The 21,560-nt window shown below is 64.8% G+C and carries 14 protein-coding genes, 1 other RNA gene and 1 pseudogene; 4 read left to right on the forward strand and 12 right to left on the reverse strand.

What is annotated here, in order from left to right; genetic code table 11:
- The first annotated feature begins 1 nt into the window (after position 1).
- Positions 2-475, forward strand: a complete 474-nt coding sequence (gene moaE, locus ACEN42_RS06990) for a molybdopterin synthase catalytic subunit MoaE (RefSeq protein WP_187604591.1) — start codon at positions 2-4, stop codon at positions 473-475.
- Between the two features lie 6 nt (positions 476-481).
- Here moaE and ACEN42_RS06995 read toward each other — a convergent pair whose 3' ends face one another.
- The gene (locus ACEN42_RS06995) at positions 482-1,024 is read right to left on the reverse strand and encodes a group III truncated hemoglobin (RefSeq protein ID WP_371880991.1); all 543 of its coding nucleotides are present in this window, start codon (positions 1,022-1,024) and stop codon (positions 482-484) included.
- 246 nt (positions 1,025-1,270) lie between these two features.
- Between ACEN42_RS06995 and ACEN42_RS07000 the strand changes: the two genes are divergently transcribed.
- Both ACEN42_RS07000 and clpB read left to right on the forward strand, forming a co-directional pair.
- Positions 1,271-1,768 (forward strand): Rrf2 family transcriptional regulator, encoded by a 498-nt coding sequence (locus ACEN42_RS07000; RefSeq protein WP_238293055.1) that lies wholly within the window; start codon positions 1,271-1,273, stop codon positions 1,766-1,768.
- Positions 1,769-1,948: 180 nt separating this feature from the next.
- A complete protein-coding gene (clpB, locus tag ACEN42_RS07005; protein ID WP_371880992.1) occupies positions 1,949-4,546 on the forward strand; it encodes an ATP-dependent chaperone ClpB in 2,598 nt (865 codons plus the stop codon).
- A 167-nt stretch (positions 4,547-4,713) separates the two neighbouring features.
- On the opposite strand, the pseudogene ACEN42_RS07010 reads toward clpB, so the two are convergent.
- The 11 genes and pseudogenes from ACEN42_RS07010 to trxA all read right to left on the reverse strand — a co-directional run.
- A pseudogene (locus ACEN42_RS07010) lies at positions 4,714-5,202 on the reverse strand (YidB family protein); the annotation flags it as partial.
- 127 nt (positions 5,203-5,329) lie between these two features.
- Positions 5,330-5,914 carry a ComEA family DNA-binding protein gene (locus ACEN42_RS07015; protein ID WP_371880993.1) on the reverse strand — a complete coding sequence of 195 codons (585 nt, stop codon included), beginning with the start codon at positions 5,912-5,914 and terminating at the stop codon, positions 5,330-5,332.
- Between the two features lie 212 nt (positions 5,915-6,126).
- Positions 6,127-8,337 (reverse strand): penicillin-binding protein 1C, encoded by a 2,211-nt coding sequence (gene pbpC, locus ACEN42_RS07020; protein ID WP_371880994.1) that lies wholly within the window; start codon positions 8,335-8,337, stop codon positions 6,127-6,129.
- A gap of 4 nt (positions 8,338-8,341) precedes the next feature.
- Entirely contained in the window at positions 8,342-14,347 is a 6,006-nt protein-coding gene (locus tag ACEN42_RS07025) for an alpha-2-macroglobulin (protein ID WP_371880995.1), read from the reverse strand.
- 117 nt (positions 14,348-14,464) lie between these two features.
- Positions 14,465-15,826 (reverse strand): MATE family efflux transporter, encoded by a 1,362-nt coding sequence (locus ACEN42_RS07030; RefSeq protein ID WP_371881081.1) that lies wholly within the window; start codon positions 15,824-15,826, stop codon positions 14,465-14,467.
- Between the two features lie 40 nt (positions 15,827-15,866).
- Complete coding sequence (locus tag ACEN42_RS07035) at positions 15,867-17,630, reverse strand: glycosyltransferase family 39 protein (protein WP_250483694.1); 1,764 nt, start codon at positions 17,628-17,630, stop codon at positions 15,867-15,869.
- Positions 17,631-17,731: 101 nt separating this feature from the next.
- Positions 17,732-17,977, reverse strand: a complete 246-nt coding sequence (locus tag ACEN42_RS07040) for a hypothetical protein (RefSeq protein WP_371881082.1) — start codon at positions 17,975-17,977, stop codon at positions 17,732-17,734.
- Entirely contained in the window at positions 17,878-18,132 is a 255-nt protein-coding gene (locus ACEN42_RS07045) for a type B 50S ribosomal protein L31 (protein ID WP_035501039.1), read from the reverse strand. Before ACEN42_RS07045 ends, ACEN42_RS07040 begins: the two co-directional genes overlap by 100 nt.
- A gap of 139 nt (positions 18,133-18,271) precedes the next feature.
- Positions 18,272-19,099, reverse strand: coding sequence for a M90 family metallopeptidase (locus ACEN42_RS07050; protein ID WP_371880996.1), 828 nt, complete (start codon positions 19,097-19,099; stop codon positions 18,272-18,274).
- 105 nt (positions 19,100-19,204) lie between these two features.
- The gene (gene rho / locus ACEN42_RS07055) at positions 19,205-20,470 is read right to left on the reverse strand and encodes a transcription termination factor Rho (protein WP_035501035.1); all 1,266 of its coding nucleotides are present in this window, start codon (positions 20,468-20,470) and stop codon (positions 19,205-19,207) included.
- Positions 20,471-20,742: 272 nt separating this feature from the next.
- Complete coding sequence (trxA, locus tag ACEN42_RS07060; RefSeq protein WP_008349330.1) at positions 20,743-21,069, reverse strand: thioredoxin TrxA; 327 nt, start codon at positions 21,067-21,069, stop codon at positions 20,743-20,745.
- 335 nt (positions 21,070-21,404) lie between these two features.
- Between trxA and ffs the strand changes: the two genes are divergently transcribed.
- Positions 21,405-21,503, forward strand: an RNA gene (ffs, locus tag ACEN42_RS07065) — signal recognition particle sRNA small type.
- Positions 21,504-21,560 lie beyond the last annotated feature (57 nt).

A 21,560-nucleotide genomic window follows, 5' to 3' on the forward strand; every position in this document is an offset into this window, starting at 1 on the left:
CATGTCGACGCGTTCCAAAGTCCGCGTGCAGGAAGCCGATTTCGACATCAGCGCGGAAGTGGCCGCGTTGCGCGCCGACAATCCGAAGGTCGGCGCGGTCGCGTGCTTCGTCGGCACGGTGCGCGATCTGAACGAAGGCAGCGCCGTCGAAACCATGGAGCTCGAACATTACCCCGGCATGACGGAAAAGTCGCTCGAAGCGATCGCCGATCAGGCGCGCGAGCGCTGGCGCGGCTCGGACGTGCTGATCGTGCATCGCGTGGGGAAATTGAAGCCGCTCGATCAGATCGTGCTCGTCGCGACGACGGCGATGCATCGCGCGGACGCGTTCGAATCGTGCGCCTTCGTGATGGACTATCTCAAGACGCAAGCGCCGTTCTGGAAGAAGGAAAAAACCGAGGCGGGCGAGCGCTGGGTCGACGCGCGCGACTCCGACGATGCGGCGCTCGCGCGCTGGAAAAACGATCCGTCCTGATCCGCGTTACTTGTCGTCGGCCGATCTGCCGATGAACTTCGCCGGAAACGGCTCAGCGTCTGGACGCTCGGGAAAGCGCGGTTCGGGCGCATCTCCCGTGCGCTGGCGCTTGAGCGCCGCGAGCAGTTCCTGCTGCTCGACGGGAATCTGATATTCCCAGCCGAACTTGCTGAGTTGCAGGCTCTGCGCGATGCGCAGCGCCGGTTCCATGAACTGCACGGCGGCCGCCGGCTCGTAGCGCGACTCGACCGTATTCAGAAACAGCGACAGCCAGCGCGCGAAATGGCGCGGCTCGATATCGTCGATCGGACGATGCGCTTCCTGAACGTTTCCCCGATATTGCTTCGAGCCGAGCACGAGGCTCGACCAGAACGTCGTCATCTTGGCGAGATGCTCGTCCCAGCGCCCCGTGAGCGCGCGCGAAAAGATCGGTCCGAGCAGCGGATCGTCGTCGACGCGGAGATAAAAGGCTTCGACCAGCGCGCGGACGTTGGCTTCGCTGGGTTCGCGCTCGCGTGGAGTGTCGGTGGCGGGGTGTTCGGTGGTCATCGTCGATCTGCGAAACAATGAAAGAGTTGATCGGATATTTTGCTGACGGAGGATATCAAGATGACGCAAAATGGTGCTTCCGTGCTCAGGCGCCCTCGGTTGTCCGAAACGCATGGACGTTCGTTTGCGTTTCATGCAGCGTCGATTTAAACATCGCTCCCTGTCCTTGCGCGGATTTTTTGACGAGACGCGCGTTCCGTCAAATCACCGATGCGCCTTTGCATCCAACTCTATACGCGCGAAATCATGCGACTCACCGATTACACCGATTATTCGCTGCGTGTTCTGCTTTATCTCTCCGTTCGACCTTCGGGCCTTTCGACGATTCAGGAAATTTCGGATGCGTACGGCATCTCGAAGAATCACTTGATGAAGATCGTCCAGCAGCTCGGCGAGCTCGGCTGGGTCGAAACCGTGCGCGGCCGAAACGGCGGACTGCGGATCGCATCGCGGTCGCGCGACCTCACGATCGGCGACGTCGTGCGCAAGACCGAAAATGATTTCGCGATCGTCGGTTGCTTCGCGGATCAGGGCGATGCAACGCGTCAGCGCTGCGTGATTCAGCCGAGCTGCCGTCTGCGCGGCGTGCTCGCGGCCGCGCGCGACGCCTTTCTCGCCGAACTCGACAAGCATACGGTCGGCGAACTCGCGCATCCGGCGAACGAACTCGCGCGGCTGCTCGGCATCGTGAGCATCGCGCCGGTTCCGGCGGGCGCGTTCGTGCCGGTGCGCGCATCGTCCTGACGCGCCGGGACGCATCGCGCGCTGAACAAAACCCGAATGCCGCAGTCAATCCTGAGCTTGGAGTCGGTTGACGCCGTCATTGTCGAAGAGCAAAAAAGTGCACTTTTTGAGCCAAAGCGTGCTTGAAAGTGACAAAAAGCGCCTCATTTTGGTCGTATTCAGAATTGGAGCTTTCAAAAAATGAGAATCGACAAACTCACCACCAAATTCCAGGAAGCGCTTTCCGACGCGCAGAGCCTGGCGGTCGGGCGTGATAACCAGTACATCGAACCGGTGCACCTGCTTGCCGCGCTCATCGCGCAGCAGGACGGCTCCGCGCGCTCGTTGCTGTCGCACGCGGGCGTGCAGGTCCAGGCGCTGCAGACATCGCTGAACGACGCGATCAATCGTTTGCCGCAAGTGCAGGGCACGGACGGCAATGTGCAGGTGAGCCGCGAACTCGCGGGCCTGCTGAACGCCGCCGACAAGGAAGCGCAGAAGCTCAACGACACGTACATCGCGAGCGAAATGTTCCTGATCGCCGTCGCGGACGACCGCGGCGAAGCGGGCCGTCTCGCGAAGCAGCACGGCCTGTCGAGGAAAGCGCTCGAAGCGGCGATCAACGCCGTGCGCGGCGGCGCGCAGGTCAATAGCCAGGACGCCGAAAGCCAGCGCGAGGCGCTCAAGAAATACACCGTCGATCTGACCGAGCGCGCCCGCGCGGGCAAGCTCGATCCGGTGATCGGCCGCGACGACGAAATTCGCCGCTCGATCCAGATCCTGCAACGCCGCACGAAGAACAATCCGGTGCTGATCGGCGAGCCGGGCGTCGGCAAGACGGCGATCGTCGAAGGGCTGGCGCAGCGCATCGTCAACGGCGAAGTGCCGGAAACGCTCAAGGGCAAGCGCGTGCTGTCGCTCGACATGGCGGCGCTGCTCGCGGGCGCGAAGTATCGCGGCGAGTTCGAGGAGCGTCTGAAGGCGGTGCTGCACGACATCGCGAAGGACGAAGGCCAGACGATCGTCTTCATCGATGAAATTCACACGATGGTCGGCGCGGGCAAGGCCGAAGGCGCGATGGACGCGGGCAACATGCTGAAGCCGGCGCTCTCGCGCGGCGAGCTGCACTGCATCGGCGCGACCACGCTCGACGAATACCGCAAGTACATCGAGAAGGACGCGGCGCTGGAGCGGCGTTTCCAGAAAGTGCTCGTCGATGAACCGTCGGTCGAAGCGACTATCGCGATCCTGCGCGGCTTGCAGGAAAAGTACGAGCTGCACCACGGCGTCGAAATCACGGATCCGGCGATCGTCGCGGCCGCGGAACTGTCGCATCGCTATATCACGGACCGCTTTTTGCCGGACAAGGCCATCGATCTGATCGATGAAGCCGCGTCGCGCATCAAGATGGAAATCGATTCGAAGCCCGAAGAGATGGACAAGCTGGACCGCCGTCTCATCCAGTTGAAGATCGAACGCGAAGCCGTGAAGAAGGAGAAGGACGAAGCGTCGCAGAAGCGTCTGCAACTGATCGAAGAGGAAATCGACCGGCTGAACCGCGAGTATTCCGATCTCGAGGAAATCTGGACTGCCGAAAAAGCGGCCGTGCAGGGCAGCGCGCAATTGAAGGAAGAAATCGAGAAGGTGCGTGCGGACATCACGCGCCTGCAGCGCGAAGGCAAGCTCGAGAAGGTCGCCGAATTGCAGTACGGCAAGCTGCCCGAACTCGAAGCGCGCCTGAAGCAGGTGACGCAGGCCGAATCGCAGGAGCAGAACAATCCGACGCGTCCGCGTCTTCTGCGCACGCAGGTCGGCGCCGAGGAAATCGCGGAAGTGGTGTCGCGTTCCACCGGCATCCCCGTATCGCGGATGATGCAGGGCGAGCGCGAGAAGCTTCTGCAGATCGAGACCAAGCTGCACGAGCGCGTCATCGGCCAGGACGAGGCGATCGGCGCGGTGGCGGACGCGATTCGCCGCTCGCGCGCCGGTCTGTCCGATCCGAACCGTCCGTACGGCTCGTTCCTGTTCCTGGGTCCGACGGGCGTCGGCAAGACCGAACTGTGCAAGGCGCTCGCTTCTTTCCTGTTCGATTCGGAGGATCATCTCATCCGCATCGACATGAGCGAGTTCATGGAGAAGCACAGCGTCGCGCGTCTGATCGGCGCGCCGCCGGGATATGTCGGGTATGAAGAAGGCGGTTATCTGACCGAAGCCGTGCGCCGCAAACCGTACAGCGTGATTCTGCTCGACGAAATCGAAAAGGCGCACCCGGACGTGTTCAACGTGCTGCTGCAAGTGCTCGACGATGGCCGCATGACCGATGGCCAGGGCCGCACCGTCGATTTCAAGAACACGGTGATCGTGATGACGTCGAATCTCGGTTCGCAAGTCATTCAGGGCATGGTCGGCGAGCCGCAGGAGAGAGTGAAGGATGCCGTCTGGGAAGAAGTGAAGCTGCACTTCCGGCCGGAGTTCCTGAACCGTATCGACGATGTCGTCGTGTTCCATGCGCTCGATCGCACGAACATCGAGTCGATCGCGAAGATTCAGTTGCAGCGTCTGCAGGAGCGTCTCGCGAAGCTCGATATGCAGCTGGAGGTGTCGGATACGGCGCTGGAGCAAATCGGCAAGGTCGGCTATGACCCGTCGTTCGGCGCGCGGCCGTTGAAGCGTGCGATTCAGCAGGAGATCGAGAATCCGGTCGCGAAGCTCATCCTCGCGGGGCGTTTCGGACCGAAGGACGTCATTCCGGTCGATGTGCGGGAAGGGAAGTTCGTGTTCGATCGCGTCGTGCACTGAGGCGCGGTCTGGTCGTCCCGGATGCGGGACGGCCGTTCATACAAAAGGGCAACGAAGCGATTCGTTGCCCTTTTTTTCGTTCGCTCGAAACGCGATCCGAAAAGCAGAAGCCCCGCGCGGCGCGATGCCTGCGGGGCTTTCTTTCGATGCGAATCGAAACAGCGCGCTTAGCCTTGTTTCGGCTCTTCGCTCTTGCCGAAGAGACCTGCAAGGCCGCCGAGCGAGCCGAGCACGCCGGTCAGATCGAGCTGGCCTTCGGGCGGCACTTCGCCATTGGGCGTCGCGCGATCGACGATATGCGGCAGCACCGTGGCCAGCATGCCCGAAAGTTGATCGCCCGAGACGCCGGCTTTTTGCGCGAGCGCGCCGACGTTGTCCTGGCCCAGCACGTTGGTGAGCGTGTCGGGGCTGATGGGCTTGTTCTCGCCGGTGCCGATCCACGACTGGACGACATCGCCCGCGCCGTGTTGCTGGAAGCGCTGGATCAGGCCCATGATGCCGCCCGGCTGGCTGTTGACGAACGCGAGCGCCGCCGCGATCAGCGCGGCCTGGCCGGACTGGCCCTGCTGGCCGCCTGGTTGTTGCGACGAATTGCCGAGGGAGGAGGCGAGGATATCGATTAGGCTCATGGCAGTCTCACTACGAGAGGTTGCGGGGGTGGGTTCGCCCGCGCCGCCGCGTCCGGCTCGGAACCGGGCGTGGCGGTGCGGGCATCGGCCGCGAGCGGCCGTTCAAGGATGGTCAAACGAAGGCAATTTTCCTTCGACAAGGTTCCCCGAAGAATTACTGACTGGCGGCCGCGGCGCTGGCGGCCTTATCTTTCTTGCTGCGCTTCGATTTGGCGGGCTTCGCGTCGCTCGCGGCCATCGTGCCCGATGCGCTCGTCGTCGCTGCTGCCGCGCTTTCCTTCTTCGATTTCTTCGACGCCTTCGTGCCCGATGCCGGAGCGGCAGGCGTCGTGGCCGGCGTCTGCGCCGTGGTGGCCGCTGGCGACGTCGCGGCGGTGGCCGCCGTCGATGACTTCACCGTCGAGTTCGGCGCGGCGCTGCCGCCTTGTGTCGACGTGGTCGCGGGCTTCGACGTCTTGCCCGTCGGCGGCAGCGACGAACCGCCGATCGTCAGGCCGTTCTGCTCCAGATTCGCCACCGACTTGGTGCCGAGCCCCTTGACGCGGGTCGCGAGATCGTCGGCGTCCTTGAACGGGCCGTTCTTCGTGCGCTCGTCGACGATCGCCTTCGACTTCACCGGACCCAGACCCTTCACCGCTTCCAGCGCGGCTTGATCCGCGGTATTGACATCGACCGCGGCGAAGGCCGCTCCCATCGACAGCATGAACGCTAAGCACAGCATCAGCAGCTTTTTCAGCATGACGGCACTCCGGGCTAAAGAGAAAGGATGAATCGATAAGTTCGGGCCGATTGGGAAGATGCCGTTAAGGATAGGGCAAAAACCTGTTCCGAACGAAAACGGATCGCATTGTGCACGACCCCCGCCGCGCGCACTGCGCTTCCGCACAATCTTTAACGTTGCGATACGCCGGATGGATGACGCGCCGTTTCTGCCGACGTTCGCGTCGCACATCACTTCGACGCGCCCGCCGCCGTTTTCGCGAACGCGCCGCGAACCTCGAAGCCGACCTTATCGACAATCGCGCCTTTTGCATCGACCAGTTCGAGCACGTGACGGCCCGGCCAGGGCAGCCACGCCGCGCGGGCGTCGTGGCCGTAGGGCTTGCCGTCCAGCCGCCACGCGAGGCGCGCGCCGCTGTCCGCGCGCTCGAACCATACGCGCTGCCGCGCGGGCGGAATGTCCGGGTCGAGCGCGAAGATCGTGCCGTCGGTCGGCGCGCCGATGCGTGCGGCCTGTGCGTCCGCATTTCCACCGCGCGCGCTCTGCGACGCATTCGCCGTAAGCCCGATGGCGCTCATCTGCGTCCCGCGCACGAACCATTCGCTGCGCGCGGGCTCGATATCGTTCTGATACGTGACACGCGTCGTCACGACGCCCGGCGGCGCTTGCGGTGGGCGGCTATCCGATCGCCGGTTCAGATAGTTGACGATGGCGTTCCATGCCGGCGCCGCGCCCGTCACGCCGGACACGTCCCACATCGGTGCGCCGTCGGCATTGCCGACCCACACGCCCACGGTGTATCGCGAAGTGAAACCGACCGCCCAGTTGTCGCGCATGTCCTTGCTGGTGCCGGTCTTGACCGCGCTGAAGCTGCGCGTCGCAAGCACGCTGTCGAAGCCGAAGGTGCGCGTGCGCGCGTTGTTGTCGGCGAGGATGTCGGTGACGATGAAGCTCGCTTCCGCGCTGAAGACGCGTTTCTCGGCGTTCGTCGGCCGATGGTCGGCGAGATCGAAGAAGGGACGCGCGATCCCGCCGTTCGCGAGCGCGCGATAGGCGTTGGCGAGCGTCGCCAGCGTGACGTCGGCGCTGCCGAGCGCGAGGCTGAAGCCGTAGTAATCGCCCGCCTGCGACAAGGGAATGCCGAGCGCGACCAGCGTCTTCGCGAACCGATGCGGCGTGACCATCACGAGCGTGCGCACCGCCGGCACGTTCAGCGACGAGCCGAGCGCGGTGCGCACGCTCACCCAGCCTTTGAAATCGTGATCGTAGTTCTGCGGGATGTAGAGACCGCCGCCGGTCGCGAGATCGAGCGGCGCGTCGTCGAGGAGCGTGGCGGCGGTGACGCGCTTCTCGTCGAACGCCTGCGCATAGAGAAAGGGCTTCAGCGTCGAGCCGGCCTGACGCGGAGCGACTACGGCATCGACCTCCGGCGCGTTCGACAAACCGCCCGCCGAGCCGACCCACGCGAGCACGTCGCCCGAGCGGTTGTCGATCACGATGGCCGCCGCGTCGTGCACGTTGCGCGGATGCGCGCGCGCGTTCAGTTCGGCGAGCGTTCGCGCGAGCGTGTCGCGGGCGAAGCGTTGCAGACGCGAATCGAGCGTGGAGCGCACGCGCGCGCCTGCCACCGGATGCGTCTCGCTCGCGATACGTCGCGCGAGATGCGGCGCGAGGGCGTCGTCGCCTTGTGCATAGGCGGGCGCGGCGGCCGTGCGCGTGAGCGCGAGCTGCACGAAACTATCGAGATTGACGCATGGATCGACGTTTCGCGCGACGCCGTGCAGCGCCTGCATGTCGCGCAGGATCACGCAACTGCGCGTGGCGACTTTCGCATACGGCGCGTTCGGCGCACGCACCAGCGCAGCGGCGAGCGCGGCCTCGCGTTCATCGAGCCCGGACGGCGCCTTGCCGAACAATGTCTGCGACAACGCCGACAACCCGACGATCTCGCCGCGAAACGGCACGAGATTCAGATACGCCTCGAGAATCTGGTCCTTGCGCCAGGTTCGTTCGAGCCACAGCGCGCCGATCGTCTGTTCGGCCTTTTCGCCGATGGAGCGCCGGCCCGCCGACTTATCCGCGTCGATGAGGCCGGTGAGTTGCATCGTCACCGTCGATGCGCCGCGCGTGCGCGTGTTCCACAGATTGCCCCATGCAGCCGCCGCCGCGCCGCGCCAGTCGACGCCCGCGTGCTCGTAGAAGCGCTTGTCCTCCGACACGACGATCGCTTCGCGCAACGCCGGCGATACATCCGCGAGCGCCACCCAGTCGCCGCGCCGCGCGCTTTTATCGATGCGCGTGCGGGCGAGCGGCTCGCCGTCGCGGGAGAGCAGCACCCAGTCGGAGCTGCGCCAGTTCGCGCGCACGTCGTCGAAGCTCGGCGACGCGTGCGCCGCCGCCGAAAGAACGCACGCGATGACGAGGCCGGCGGCGCGTTTCATGACGTCACTTCGCGGCGAGCGGTTTGACGACCACCGGCGCATTCGGTAACGCGCCGAACGACGAAGGTGCGTAAAGCGCTTCGACCCGCGTGGGCGGCAGACCGAAGGTGCCGGGATTGTTCAGCCGCATCGTGTATTCGACCGTCAGCTTGCCCTTCGGCAGATAGTTGTAGTACGCGCGATAGCCGTCGAAGCCGCGTTCGACGAACGCGGGCCACGCGCCGCGATCCCGCTTTTCGCCCTGGGTCGCCGCTTCGGAGTCGCGACCGAGGCCCGAGCCGAGAATCGTCGCGCCCGCGGGAATCGGATCGTTGACGACGACCCAGGTCATGTCGCTTTGCGCGTCGATGTCGAGATGCACACGCACGATGTCGCCGCGCGAGAGCACGCCTTTCACGGCCGGATCGACCGGCGTGACGGTCTTCGCGATGCGATAGCCCGCCGCGAACGGCGCCTTCAACGCGACGGCCGCGAGACTTTCGATCGTGGCCCACGGTTTGCCCGTGCCGTCTTGCGTCAGCGCGAGCGAACCGCTGCTCCACGGCAGCATGACGCTGCGCACGCTGGCGGTTTTCGTGACCGGCGTCGCCGATGCAGGCGCGCTCGAAGCCGGCGCGCCCCAGTTCACGCTTTGCGTCGAGCCGCCCAAGTCGATCGACGTACGACCCGTCACCGGCGTGCTTTCGAAGAGCCGCGAGAATCGCCCGACGGCGAGCGCGCCCCACAGATTGGCGGTCGTCGTCTGCCACGCGCCGTTCGTCTGCAGCGCGAGCAAGCCCGCGACCACGCGCGGCATCTCGTCCTTCCAACCGGGCGCGTCCGCGAAAATGAGCGCGGTGCGCGCGGCGTTGGTCTCGGTGCCGGTCATGAGCCACCAGAGATTGTCCTCGCGTTCGGTCGTGAAGGTCAGGCGCGTGCCCTGATACGTCAGCCGCGCACGGATGACCTGCTCGGCGTGCGCGCGCATCTCGTCGCGATTCGGAATGCCGTCGACGCGCGAAAGGATCGCGTAGAGGTCGAGCACCGCCGAAGTCGGCCACTGATCCGGCGCGACCGTGATCGAGCCGAGCATGCGCGGCTGCGCGAGGCCATAGCGCGACAAGGCTTCGATGGACGCGAGCTTCTCGAAGTCGAGATCGTTGCGCGGCGCCCAGAACTTGCGTTCGATCTTGCCATCGATGAAATTCGCAAGGCCCGCCGCCATCTGATTGCGCAGATCGGCGGGCAGGGCGAAGCGGCTGTCCTCTCTCGCGGCTTCATTCGCGACGGCGAGCAGATACGCGGTAAGGGCTGGGCTGCCGGTCGGGCGCTCGTCGTCGGCGGGCGGGAAGTAGTTCGCGAGGCCATCGCGGTCGAGATACGACGGCATCCTCGCGAGCACGGCCTGCCATTGCGCGGCGTCCATCAGGCCGAGCGCGCGCGAGGTCTGCTGTTCGAGGCAGTTGTACGGATAACGCTCGAACCAGCGGCGTACGCCAGGCAGGCCATCGGCGAGCTTCGGCTGCAAGGACACCGCGATGCCGCCGCGCACCGTGCCATCGCTCGACGTGCTCGCGTCGGCGGGCGGCGCGACCGGCACGCTGAACGTGCCATCGATTTGCGCGATGGTCGCCTGCTGCACGGTCACCGGAACCGCCGCGACGATCTTCTGCGTCAGCTTAACGGAATCGCTCGCCTTCGGCCCGGCTTGTTCCGACGCGCTCACGTTCCAGTCGAGACTCGCGGAATTACCCGCGCCGAGCACATCGGGCGTGGTCACGTCCCAGGCCACTTCCTGCGACGATTCCGGCGCGAGTTCCACCGTGCGCGCGTCGAGCGCGAGCGTGCCGGCGCGCGGCGTGACGACGACGCGCATCGTTCGCGCCGTCGTGTTGCGCAGCGTGAACTGCGCGCGGAACGCATCGCCGACGCGCACGAGCGGCGGCAATCCCGAGATCAGTTGCAAGTCCTGCGTGCTTTGAATCGACGCGCTGCCGGTGCCAAACTGACCCGCGCCGACCGCCGCGACCGCGACGATCCGAAAGCGCGTGAGCGCGTCGTTCAGCGGGACATCGACGCTGGCTTCGCCGTTCGCGTCGAGCGTGACGCGCGGATTCCACAGCAAGAGCGTGTCGAACAGCTCGCGCGTCGCGCTGTGTCCGCCTCCGCCGCCCGCAGGCACCGCCTTGCGTCCGAAGTGACGCCGCCCGATGATCTCCATCTGCGCGGTCGCCGTCTCGACGCCGTACGCGCGCTGCTGAAGCATCGCGTCGAGCACGTTCCAGCTTTGATTCGGCATGAGTTCGAGCAATGCTTCATCGACGGCCGCAACCGCGATCTGCGTGCCTGCGGGCGCGGGCTTGCCATCGGGCAGCGCGACTTTGAGCTTCACGTGTGCCTTGCTTCGGACGGCGTACGACTTCGCATCCGGACTCACGCTCACCGCGAGCCTGTGCGACGCCGTGCCGACCCTGATCGACGCGAGCCCGTAACGGAACGCGGGCTTCGACAGATCGACGAGCGGCGTCGGCGCCTGATATTGGCGGCCTTCGTACCAGAACGCGCGCGCCCATTCGACCGGCGCCTTCCATCCCCAGGTGAAGAACGAATACCACGGCACCTCGCGGATGCGTCCGCGCAACGCGAGCACCGACACGTAGACGTTCGGCCCCCACGCGTTCTCGACCTTCAGCTCGACGGTCGGATCCTTGCCGTTCAGTTCGACGACCCGCGTCTCGACGATGCCTTCGCGCTCGACCGCGACGAGCGCCGTCGCCGAACGGAAGGGCATGCGCACCTGAAAGCGCGCGGTCTCGCCGGGCTCGTAGCTCGTTTTCTCGGGCAACACGTCGATGCGATCGGTGTTCTCGCCGCCGAACCACAACTCGTCCTCGCGCGTGACCCATACCGATGTGCTCGCGTTGGCCACGCGATCATCGCCGTCTTTCGCGACCGCGATCAGATCGACGTTGCCCGCTTCCTTGAGCTTCGCGTCGCACGAGACGATGCCGTGATCGTCGCTCTTGCCGCTGCACAGCGTGCCGAGATCCTTGATCTCGGTGTGATTGTCGTACGCGTAGAAGCCGCCCACCATGCGCTTGCGCGAGCTCGACATCACGCGCGCGACGGCCTTGATATCGACCGCTACGCCCGCGTGCGGCTTGCCCTGCAAGTCGAGCGCAAGCGCCTGCACGGGCAGCGCGCCGCCGACCGACACCCAATGTCCCGCCTTCACGCCGACGGCTACCGCGGCCGGCCAGAGCGTGGTGCCGCCGCTGATCGTCTGAACCTCGCCGTTCGGATCGGCGAAGCTCGCTTCGAGCGCGAGACGCTTCGGCGAGTCGACGGCCGGCAGCGGCTTCACGGTGACCTTGCCGGCGCCGTCGCGATCGAGCGTGACGCGCAGCTTGTCGGCGATGAGCTTCGTCGTCGCGTGGTCCTCCTGCTCGCTGTCTTCGTCCTCGGCGGGCGCGCTGGCGCCGTCGTTCGACGGCTTCCGATACGGCGCGAAGCTGAACGCCTCGTACTGCGAAGCGAAGGGCGGCGCGACATCGCGCACGAGCGCGGACACCTGCACCGGCAGATTCGACGCCGGTCCGCCCTGCACATATTCGAGCCGCACCGCGACGGGCGCTTCATGCGCGGCGACGAGCCCCGGCGATTTGGCGTCGCCCGCGGTGATGGAGCCTTTGAACACCGGCAGGCGGAATTCCTCGACACGGAAGCTGCCCGATTCATACGACTGCGTGACGGCGTTGTCGTTGTCGTTATCCTGATCGTCGTTCGCAGAGGCAGCGCCGTTGTCGAGCGACACGCTGTATTCGCCGAGCTTCGCCGCGACGGGCACGGTGAAGGTCGAGTCGGCGCTGTGGTCGGCGGCCCACTTGAGCGGCAGATGCCAGGTCTGTCCGCTGCCGACGTGCCGGATCGTCACGCGGCCCGGATAGCTCGACGGAAATGCGAAGCCGTGCAGCGTTTCGACGCGCAGCAGATGCTTCATCGACACGGTTTCGCCCGCGCGCAGCAGCGTCCGGTCGAACACGGTATGCGCGCGGGTCGTGCGCGTCGCGCTCATGTCCGTCGGCACGTTGAAGCGCCACGATTCGATGCCGCGATTCCAGTCCGATGTCACGAAGGCCATGTCCGGACCGGTGACGGGATCGTTCACGCGCGCCGACACGAAGAAGCCGCCCCACGCGAGACTGTGCTCGTTGCATTCGCGCGTGGCCGCGAGCGGCTTGCCGATCTTCGCGAGGCCTTGCGCGTCGGTCTTTGCGGTGGCGATTTCGTCGCCGTTGCAGTCGGTGACGCGAATGTCTGCGTTGGCGACGGGCTTGCCCTTGTCGAGCGTCGTGACCCACACGAGGCTATTCTCGCGGCCCTGCTTGAAATGCACGCCGAGATTGGTGACGAGCACCGACGTGCGCACGTACATCGCCTGATTCTTGCCGAGCAGCGACGCGCCGAGCGCGGGCGAGCCCAGTTCGACGACATAGAAACCGGGTTTCGTGAGCGGAATGCCGACGACTTCGAACGGCCGCAGCGCTTTCGGATCGGCGGCGGGCAGGGTGAGGGTTTCGACGCCGCGCTGCTTCGCGAGCATCGACAGCGAGCGGATGTCGATTTGCGGATCTTTGGACGACGAGCCGTCGCTGTTCGGGATGATGACCGGCGCGATGCCGTTGTCGAGCATCTGCGGCATGCGCTCCTCGATCGTCGAGCGCGACATCGAGATGCCGTCGAACATATCGACGGCGCGCATCCATTGGCGGATGTCGGTGTCGGCGTCGAGCTTGAGCTTCGTGATCTGCGACGTGCCCGAATTCAGCCCCTGCACATGCAGGTCCGCTTCGACGTGGCGCAGCGTGACCGGCAGCATCGCGGGCATGCCCGGCTCGGCGAATCGCTCGATGATGCCGAACGTGCCCGACGAGAACTTCGCGAGCGGCGGCATCGCGGCGGTCGCGGTCTTGAGCGGGAAGAGATCGGCGTTCGCGAGGGTGCGGCCGCTCGCGTCTTTCAGATTCGTGGGAGCGTCGATGGTGAGATCGGCGCGTTCGGGCAGCGGCGCGGCGAACTCGACGGCGCTCACTTCGGCGTCCTTGTCGGACGCGTCGAAACTGGGCGACGCATTGCCTTTGGGGCCGTGCAGCACGAACTTCTGCGCGTCGGCGCGGCTGATCGGCGCGCTGAAGTTCAGGCGCAGCGGGCGCAGCGGCGTGCACGGCGCTTTCGCATTTTCACGCTCGCACGAGAAGCTCGCCGTGAAGGGCTCGCGCACGTTGAAGTCGAAGCGCTTTTCGACATCGTTGGCGATGCCGCCCGGCCCCGTCACGCCCGCGCCGTACACGAGCTGCATCTTCGTCGCCGACGGCAACGTTTGCTGGCACGCGAGCGTGAGCACGCGATCGCTTTCCTTCTCGAGCCGGAAATGTTTGAGCAGGGCGGCGCGGGTGGCGTCATCGACCGCGTGCACCGGAATCCGGTTGCCGAGCGCGTTCGATTCGCACCAGACATGCTGAAGCACGGAAGCCTGCGTCGCGGGGCCGTTCAGGCGCAGCACGAAAGCCTGATTCTCTTCGATGTCGCCGTAGCCCGGCATGATGCGCGTGACGAACGGGCCGCCCGTCTGGAACGCGAAGTGGCGCGGGCCGGACAGCGCGGTGCCGGAGACCGACTTGAGGCCGTCCGCGAGATCGAGCGCGCAGCGCACGCCGGGCGGCAGATCGTGCTCGAAGTCGAAGGCCCAGGTTTTGGCGTCGATCCAGCGCTGCGAGCCCGCCGTATCCGAAGCGCTCGCGCCGCTACACGTGACCTGCCCGGGCGCGGGCGCCGCCGCATTGCCGAACGCGATCATCGGTTCGTCGAATTTGGCGACGACCTGCCGCACTTGCGCGACCTTGCCTTGCGGCGACACGCTCGCGATGCGCGCGGCATCGGCTCGATGAAACGCGGTGCCCAGTCCCAGCGCGGCGATCAGCGTGGTTGCGGCCAGAATCCATTTTTTTTGTGACGTTGTAATGCGGCTCATCCACTCGCTCCGAGTTTCCCTCGACGCGAAATTCTACTGGAGCCTTACGTCATTCTTTCCGACGATGCGAGCCGCCGATGTTTTTCTACACAAATCATCGAATCGGATGCGAGCGGCTCAGGTCGGATCGACGTGGTTCAGATGCCGCGCGCTCACGCGCCGCCAGTAGAGAAACAGGCCGACGCCCGCGACGCCCAGACTCGCCGAATTCGCGATCCAGAAGCCGCGCGCGCCTTGCAGCCACTCGGGCACGCCGCCGCCCACGTCGAAGCCGAGCAGATAGCCGCCGCCAAGCCCGATGCCCCACAGCGCGATGGCGTAGATCACGGTCGGCACGAGGGTCACCTTGTACGCGCGCAGGATGAACGCGGTGGTGATCTGCAGGGCGTCGCAGAGGTGATAGAAGAAGATGATGAGCACGAGCGGCATCGCGGCCGCGATGACGTTCGCATCCGGCGTATAGGCCGCGATCACGTGCGGACGCGCCGCGACCAGGATCACGCCGTACGCGAGCGCCAGCACGCACGCCATGCCGATGCCGTGACGCGAGATCGAGCGCGCGTCGTCATAACGTCCGGCGCCGAGCGCCTGCGACACGAGCGTCGATGACGCGATGCCGATCGACAGCGGCGTCATGTAGAGCACCGCGCCGAGATTGCCGGCGATTTGATGGCCGGCGAGCGTCGTGGTGCCGAAGCGCGAGATGAAGAGCGCCATGAACGTGTACGACGTGACTTCGATGAGATACGAGAGGCCCATCGGAATGCCGAGACGCAGGAGCGCGAGCTGACGCCGCCAGACCGGCCAGCAGAAGTGCGAGAAGATGCCGAACGGGCGGAAGAATTCGAACTTGACGAGCACCGTCATGCCGACGATCGCGAGCACCCAGTTGATGAGCGTGCTCGCGAGCGCGCAGCCCGGGCCGCCGAGCGCCGGCATGCCGAAGCCGCCGAAGATGAACCATGTGTTGAGCGGAAACTTGAGCAAGAGTCCGCCGACTTGCAGGAACATCACGAGGCGCGGCTTGCCGACCGCGTTGGTGAGCGAGCTGTAGACGCGAAACGCGAGGCTCGCGGGCAGGCCGAACGAGAGAATGCGCAGATAGTCGACCGTGCGGTCGTGCAGCGCGGGCGGACTTTTCGCGAGAGAAAGCAGCGGTTCGGGAAAGTAGAGCAGCACGAAGCCGATCACGGTGAGCGCGGCGGCGAGCCACAGCGCCTGCCGCGTTTCCTCGCCGATCTCGCTTTCGCGGCCCGCGCCGAAAAGCTGCCCGGCGATCGGCTGCAACGCGACGAGAATCCCCGTCAGGCCGATATACACCGAGATATAGACCGAGCCGCCGAGGCCGAGCGCGGCGAGATCCGTCGCGGAGAAGCGGCCGACCATCGCGGTGTCGATCACGCCGAACGCGATCACCGCGAGCTGGCCGATCAGCACCGGCCATGCGAGCGCGGCGATCTTGCGCACGTCGCGCAGCATGTCGGTCGTGCTGATGGAGGTCGACATCGCGCGCATCGCGTTACTGCGCCCGGCGCAGGCTCTTCGGACGCAGCGGCTTTTTCGCTGGCGGCGTGGGGCGCTCGATGCGCACGTAGAGACGGAAGCGCTCGTCGCGGTCGGCGACACGGCGGCCTTCCCATACGAGCTTCCACTGGAACGCGGACATCGACGACGGCTCGCCGTAATCCGCCGGGTCCTGACGCAGGATCACGTCGCAGTCCTCGTCGAACGCGAAATGCATGCCGCCGAAATAGGCGAAGGTGGCGATCTGCGCGTCGCCCAGACGCACGGGCGAGATGCAGGTGTAGTCGGGCGGCAGATGATCGGCGATCTGCTCGGCCACGTCGCGATACGTCCGGCTGTAGTTCACCACCGGCAGCCACAGCGTCATGAGCAGCACCCACATGAGCGTGGTGCCCGCGCTCGACAGCACGACACTGCGCCAGAGCACCTTCGGATGACGCGCGAGCCGCCAGCGCGCGAGCAGGAACCAGCAGACCGTCACGGCGACCGCGCACGCGAAGGAAATCAGCTTGAACTCGGGATGAAAGCCCGGCGCGAGGCGCGCGAGATTGCGGGCCATCGAAGCGGGGAAACCGAACATGCCCGCGGTCCACACGAGCCACACCAAGGAGCCGATGATGGTAAAGCTCAGCATCGCGAACCAGTCGATCGCGTTGATCGCGCCGCGTTTCAACGTGGGCAGCGCGAAGGTCGCGAGCACCGAAAGCGGCGGCAGCAGCAGCATGAAGAGCCGGTTGGTCTCGTGCGCCTGCAGGACGACCAGCACGAGCAGCGGCCCGATGATCGACAGCGGCACGCCGACGTGCGGCGAGCGGCGCATCCCGCCCCAGCTGACGAACGCCCAGACCGCGAGCGGCCACGCGGGCCACGTGAAGAGCGGCAGGTTCTTGATCGCGTAGCCGAAGATCGCGCCGGGCGTGCCGGAGAAGAAGGAAAAGCTGTTGCGCCACCATTGGCGCAGCCACCATTCGCCGTCATCGGGGAAGTAATGCAGCGTCGGCAGCACCCACGCGGCGATCAGCACGATGGCGACCGGCAGACCGAAGATCAGGAGCGGCGCGGCGCGCACCTGCTTCACGATGATCGTCATCGCGAGCGTGCAGAGCAGGAGCGCGAACACGAGCACCGGCGAACTCGACAGCCCGACCACGCCGATCGCCACGCCCCATACGAGGCCGCCGTGAATCGGCTTGTCGAGGCTGCGCACGAGGCCGTAGAGGAGCATCGCGGTGCCGGCGAACTGCGCGAGCTGTGGCGTGGTTTCGTGACCGCGCTCGGCGAGCCCGAAGCACGCGAGCAGGATGAGGAGCGCGCCGTCCGCGAGCGTGCGGCCGTAGTCGCGGGGCTCCGGTTCGCCGCCGAAGGCGTATTTGAACGGCTGGGCCTCGTCGCGCCGGCCGAGCAGGTAGGCCGAATACCACACGAACGCGCAGGCCAGACAAAAGAGCAGACCCGTGACGATGCGCGAGGCGTTGCTCGCATCGACCCACGGGCTCAGCAGCCGAATGGCCGATGCGCCGAGCCAGTACATCAGCGGGCCGTCGGCGGTGGGCGCCTTGCCGACGAGGTTCGGCAGCAGCCAGTCGCGCGCGTCGCCGTTGGCCATCGTCCACATCACGCCGAAGCCAGCCGCATCCTCGTTCTTCCACGGATCCCGGCCGAACAGACCGAACGACGCGTAGATAATGCAGATGGCGAGCAACAGCCAGCGCGGCAATGCGCTGGTGGCGGAGGCGGTCAGACGAACGACAGATCGCATGCGGGATGGCTTGATGGAAAACGGTCCGCTGAGCTCGCGCAAAGCGAGTCTGGTGCTGGAGCAAACCGGCATTGTAGTCGCGCGGCGGCGTTAAGGGCGGTTCATCGATGCTCGCCGTAACCGGGCGCAACAACGCTTACCAAATGCAGCAAAGGCGGTGCACGGACGACGAAAAGCGACCGGCGACAAAAAAGGGCAGCCAAAGCTGCCCTTTTTGCTGACCGGCCGAACCGGTCCGAAGCCCGACTTACTTCTTGGTGGAGAAGCGCGCGAACTTGTTGTTGAACTTCTCGACGCGGCCTGCCGTGTCCATGATCTTTTGCTGACCGGTGTAGAACGGGTGCGATTCCGACGACACTTCGATCTTCGCGAGCGGGTAGGTCTTGCCGTTGAATTCGGCGGTCTCGCGCGTCTGGATGGTCGAACGGGTCACGAAACGGAAGTCGTTCGACATGTCGACGAACAGGACTTCGCGATAATTCGGGTGAATGCCTTCTTTCATGGTCTTTCCTGATATCTGGCGGTAGCCAACCCGTCGCACTTTGCTGGGTGCCGAGCGAGTCACTTGCCTGGGGTCGAAAAACGGCGATTATGCCAGAAAATCAGGCGCTTGACATCTTTTCCGGAGGTCGCGGCGGAACTCATGCATCGAGCGCGCCGACGCCCGCCGGGTCTTGCCGGTAATAGCGCGCGAGCAGCCGGTAAAGTTCGGGATAGCCGGCTTCGAACGCCTGCGGCGTCACGAAAAGCGCCTCGCTGCACACCGCGAAAAACTCCGACGGATGATCCGCCGCATACGGATCGATCAGCGATTCGCGTTCGAAGCGGCTCCAGCGCCGCTCCGGCACCGCGTCCACGCGTGCGCAGAACTGGTCGTACGCGTTGTCGAAGATATCGGACCAGGCGGCCGTGTCGAGCGGCGCGTGCCAGCGGCGAAAGAGCGGGGGATGACCATCGGCTTCGCCCGTCACCATGTCGATCTTGTGCGCGAACTCGTGGATCACGACGTTGTACGCGTCCGAGCCGTCGGCCATTTGCGCGTCTTCCCACGAGAGCACGACGGGACCGCCTTCCCACGCCTCACCGCTCGCGTCGTGCTCGATTTCGTGCACGACGCCATCTTCGTCTTCGACCGTCTTCCTGATGATGAACTCGCCCGGATAGACGATCACGCCGACCCAGCCGCGATACAGATCGAGGTCGAGATTGAGCACCGGCAGACAGGCTTGCGCGGCGATCGAGACGACCATCTGATCCGTCAGTTCGAGATCGTGCGCAGTCGAGAATTCTTTTTGCGCGATGAAAAGGCTCGCGGTTTCGCGCAGGCGTCCGAGGTCGTCTGCAGTCAAATGGCCGAAGCACGGGTAGGTGTCGAGTGTGCGCTGCCACAGCGCGTCGTCGATCGCGTATTTGCGCAGCGCGCGCTCGCGGCGTTGCGCGCCGAACCAGCGGGAGAAGAGGTTGGCCATGCGTCGAACGGGAGGACTGGAACAGTTGCGAATTGTACGCACGGCGCCAATAAAAAACCGCCTGACGAAGCAGGCGGTTTTCTGTCCTGAAGCAGCGAAGCGGAATCAGCCTCCGCCGCGACGCATCATGTCGAAGAACTCGGCGTTGTTCTTCGTCTGACGTATCTTGTCGAGCAGGAATTCCATGGCTTCGACTTCGTCCATGTCGTGGATGAACTTGCGCAGCACCCAGACCTTCTGCAGCAGGTCCGGCTTGATGAGCAGTTCTTCGCGGCGCGTGCCCGACTTGTTCAGGTTGATGGACGGATACACGCGCTTTTCCGCGAGACGGCGCTCGAGGTGCACTTCCATGTTGCCGGTGCCCTTGAACTCTTCGTAGATCACGTCGTCCATGCGGCTGCCCGTTTCGATGAGCGCCGTGCCGATGATCGTGAGCGAACCGCCTTCCTCGATGTTGCGAGCCGCGCCGAAGAAGCGCTTCGGGCGCTGCAGCGCGTTGGCGTCGACACCGCCCGTCAGCACCTTGCCCGATGCCGGCACGACGGTGTTGTAGGCGCGCGCGAGACGCGTGATGGAGTCGAGAAGAATGACGACGTCATGCTTCATTTCGACGAGACGCTTCGCCTTCTCGATGACCATTTCGGCCACCTGCACGTGACGCGCGGCGGGTTCGTCGAAGGTCGAGGCGATGACTTCGCCGCGCACCGAACGCTGCATTTCCGTCACTTCTTCCGGGCGTTCGTCGATGAGCAGCACGAACAGGATGACGTCCGGATGATTCGCCTTCACCGCATGCGCGATATGCTGAAGCATCACGGTCTTGCCCGACTTCGGCGATGCGACGAGCAGACCGCGCTGGCCTTTGCCGATCGGCGAGATCATGTCGATGATCCGGCCCGTGACGTTTTCCTCGCCGCGCATTTCGCGCTCGAGGGGCAGCGGCTTGTTCGGGTGCAGCGGCGTGAGGTTCTCGAACATGATCTTGTGTTTCGAGGCCTCGGGCGGCTGCCCGTTGACTTTGTCCACCTTCACGAGCGCGAAATAACGCTCGCCGTCTTTCGGCGTGCGGACTTCGCCTTCGATCGTGTCGCCGGTGTGCAGATTGAAGCGGCGGATTTGCGACGGGCTGATGTAAATGTCGTCCGTGCTCGCGAGATACGAAGTCTCGGGCGAGCGCAGAAAGCCAAAGCCATCGGGCAGCACTTCGAGCGTGCCGTCGCCGAAAATCGTGTCGCCAGCTTTGGCGCGCTTTTTAAGAATGGCGAACATGAGTTCCTGCTTGCGCAGGCGGTTCGCATTTTCGATCTCGAGGCCATTGGCCATCTCGATCAGTGCAGACACGTGCTGAGACTTGAGCTCGGATAAATGCATACGGATTTCCCGCCGGGGAGAGAGGTGCGACAGAAAGATTTGGGAGAAGAGGTGAGCGGAACCGCTCGAGACTTAATACTTCTTGAACTCTTGTGATTCTAGCATAGCACACGCCGCGCGAGCCTCGGGTTGGCTTTGGGCGGGGCTTTTCGGCCGATGTTGTCGCGTGACAACATCGGCTGCATTCCGTTCGCGCTTATCGGTGGTGCCGATGCGGCGCTGCGAATGCAGAGGCGGGCGTCAGTGGATGCCGACGCCCGCCGGTGATGCCGTTACAGGTTGCTGTCGAGGAACGCGGTCAGTTGCGACTTGGACAACGCGCCGACCTTCTGCGCGGCGACCGCGCCGTTCTTGAAAAGGATCAGCGTGGGGATGCCGCGCACGCCGAACTTGACCGGCGTCGACTGATGCTCGTCCACGTTGATCTTCGCGATTTGCAGGCGATCGCCATAATCCTTCGCGACTTCGTCGAGGATCGGGGCAATCATTTTGCACGGACCACACCACTCCGCCCAAAAGTCGAGCAGGACAGGTTTATCCGACTTGACGACATCCTGTTCGAAAGAAGCGTCGCTGATGTGCTTGATTGATTCGCTCATTGTCTGAATACCTCAATTGTTTCGAGGCCCGCGTTTGAATGCTCGCCACGATACACCAAAACTGAAAAGAACTTTCGTCGCCAACGGCCAGGATTCGGCCCGCACGCCGTGCGCCAGAACGGCTCGCAAACGGCGGCGAATGATCCGAGGAAGGGCAAGTTGCACCACATCCGGGTTATTCAAATGTCATCTTAGCCTACTTTGCTATCCGTTGCCGGGTACCGATAGGGCGCATCTGAGGCCGAAAACACGAAGCGCAAGAGGGCGCCGCAAAGGTCCGCGCATTTCACCGGGCGCCTTCCGGGCGCGACCGGCTCCGTGTTATGATTCGTCGTGACGGGCCTCCTCGCATGGTGGCGCGGTCAACCTGGTCAGGTCGGGAACGAAGCAGCCACAGCCGTTTTCCACCAGTGCCGAGGGTCGGGCTCGTCACCTTCCGCTTTCTTCTGTCGTTCCTCTCTCGTTTTCCCTCGTTCGTTCTCTGTACTGCG

The organism is Caballeronia sp. S22, from assembly GCF_964261745.1.
GTDB lineage: Bacteria > Pseudomonadota > Gammaproteobacteria > Burkholderiales > Burkholderiaceae > Caballeronia > Caballeronia jiangsuensis.

Bases quoted from the DNA above. Each gene is read 5' to 3' on its own strand.
- ACEN42_RS07045 (WP_035501039.1), bottom strand. From the start codon at position 18,132: ATGAAAGAAGGCATTCACCCGAATTATCGCGAAGTCCTGTTCGTCGAC.
- ACEN42_RS07015 (WP_371880993.1), bottom strand. From the start codon at position 5,914: ATGCTGAAAAAGCTGCTGATGCTGTGCTTAGCGTTCATGCTGTCGATG.
- ACEN42_RS07000 (WP_238293055.1), top strand. From the start codon at position 1,271: ATGCGACTCACCGATTACACCGATTATTCGCTGCGTGTTCTGCTTTAT.
- moaE (WP_187604591.1), top strand. From the start codon at position 2: ATGTCGACGCGTTCCAAAGTCCGCGTGCAGGAAGCCGATTTCGACATC.
- pbpC (WP_371880994.1), bottom strand. From the start codon at position 8,337: ATGAAACGCGCCGCCGGCCTCGTCATCGCGTGCGTTCTTTCGGCGGCG.
- ACEN42_RS07035 (WP_250483694.1), bottom strand. From the start codon at position 17,630: ATGCGATCTGTCGTTCGTCTGACCGCCTCCGCCACCAGCGCATTGCCG.
- clpB (WP_371880992.1), top strand. From the start codon at position 1,949: ATGAGAATCGACAAACTCACCACCAAATTCCAGGAAGCGCTTTCCGAC.
- trxA (WP_008349330.1), bottom strand. From the start codon at position 21,069: ATGAGCGAATCAATCAAGCACATCAGCGACGCTTCTTTCGAACAGGAT.
- ACEN42_RS07030 (WP_371881081.1), bottom strand. From the start codon at position 15,826: ATGCTGCGCGACGTGCGCAAGATCGCCGCGCTCGCATGGCCGGTGCTG.
- rho (WP_035501035.1), bottom strand. From the start codon at position 20,470: ATGCATTTATCCGAGCTCAAGTCTCAGCACGTGTCTGCACTGATCGAG.
- ACEN42_RS06995 (WP_371880991.1), bottom strand. From the start codon at position 1,024: ATGACCACCGAACACCCCGCCACCGACACTCCACGCGAGCGCGAACCC.
- ACEN42_RS07025 (WP_371880995.1), bottom strand. From the start codon at position 14,347: ATGAGCCGCATTACAACGTCACAAAAAAAATGGATTCTGGCCGCAACC.
- ACEN42_RS07050 (WP_371880996.1), bottom strand. From the start codon at position 19,099: ATGGCCAACCTCTTCTCCCGCTGGTTCGGCGCGCAACGCCGCGAGCGC.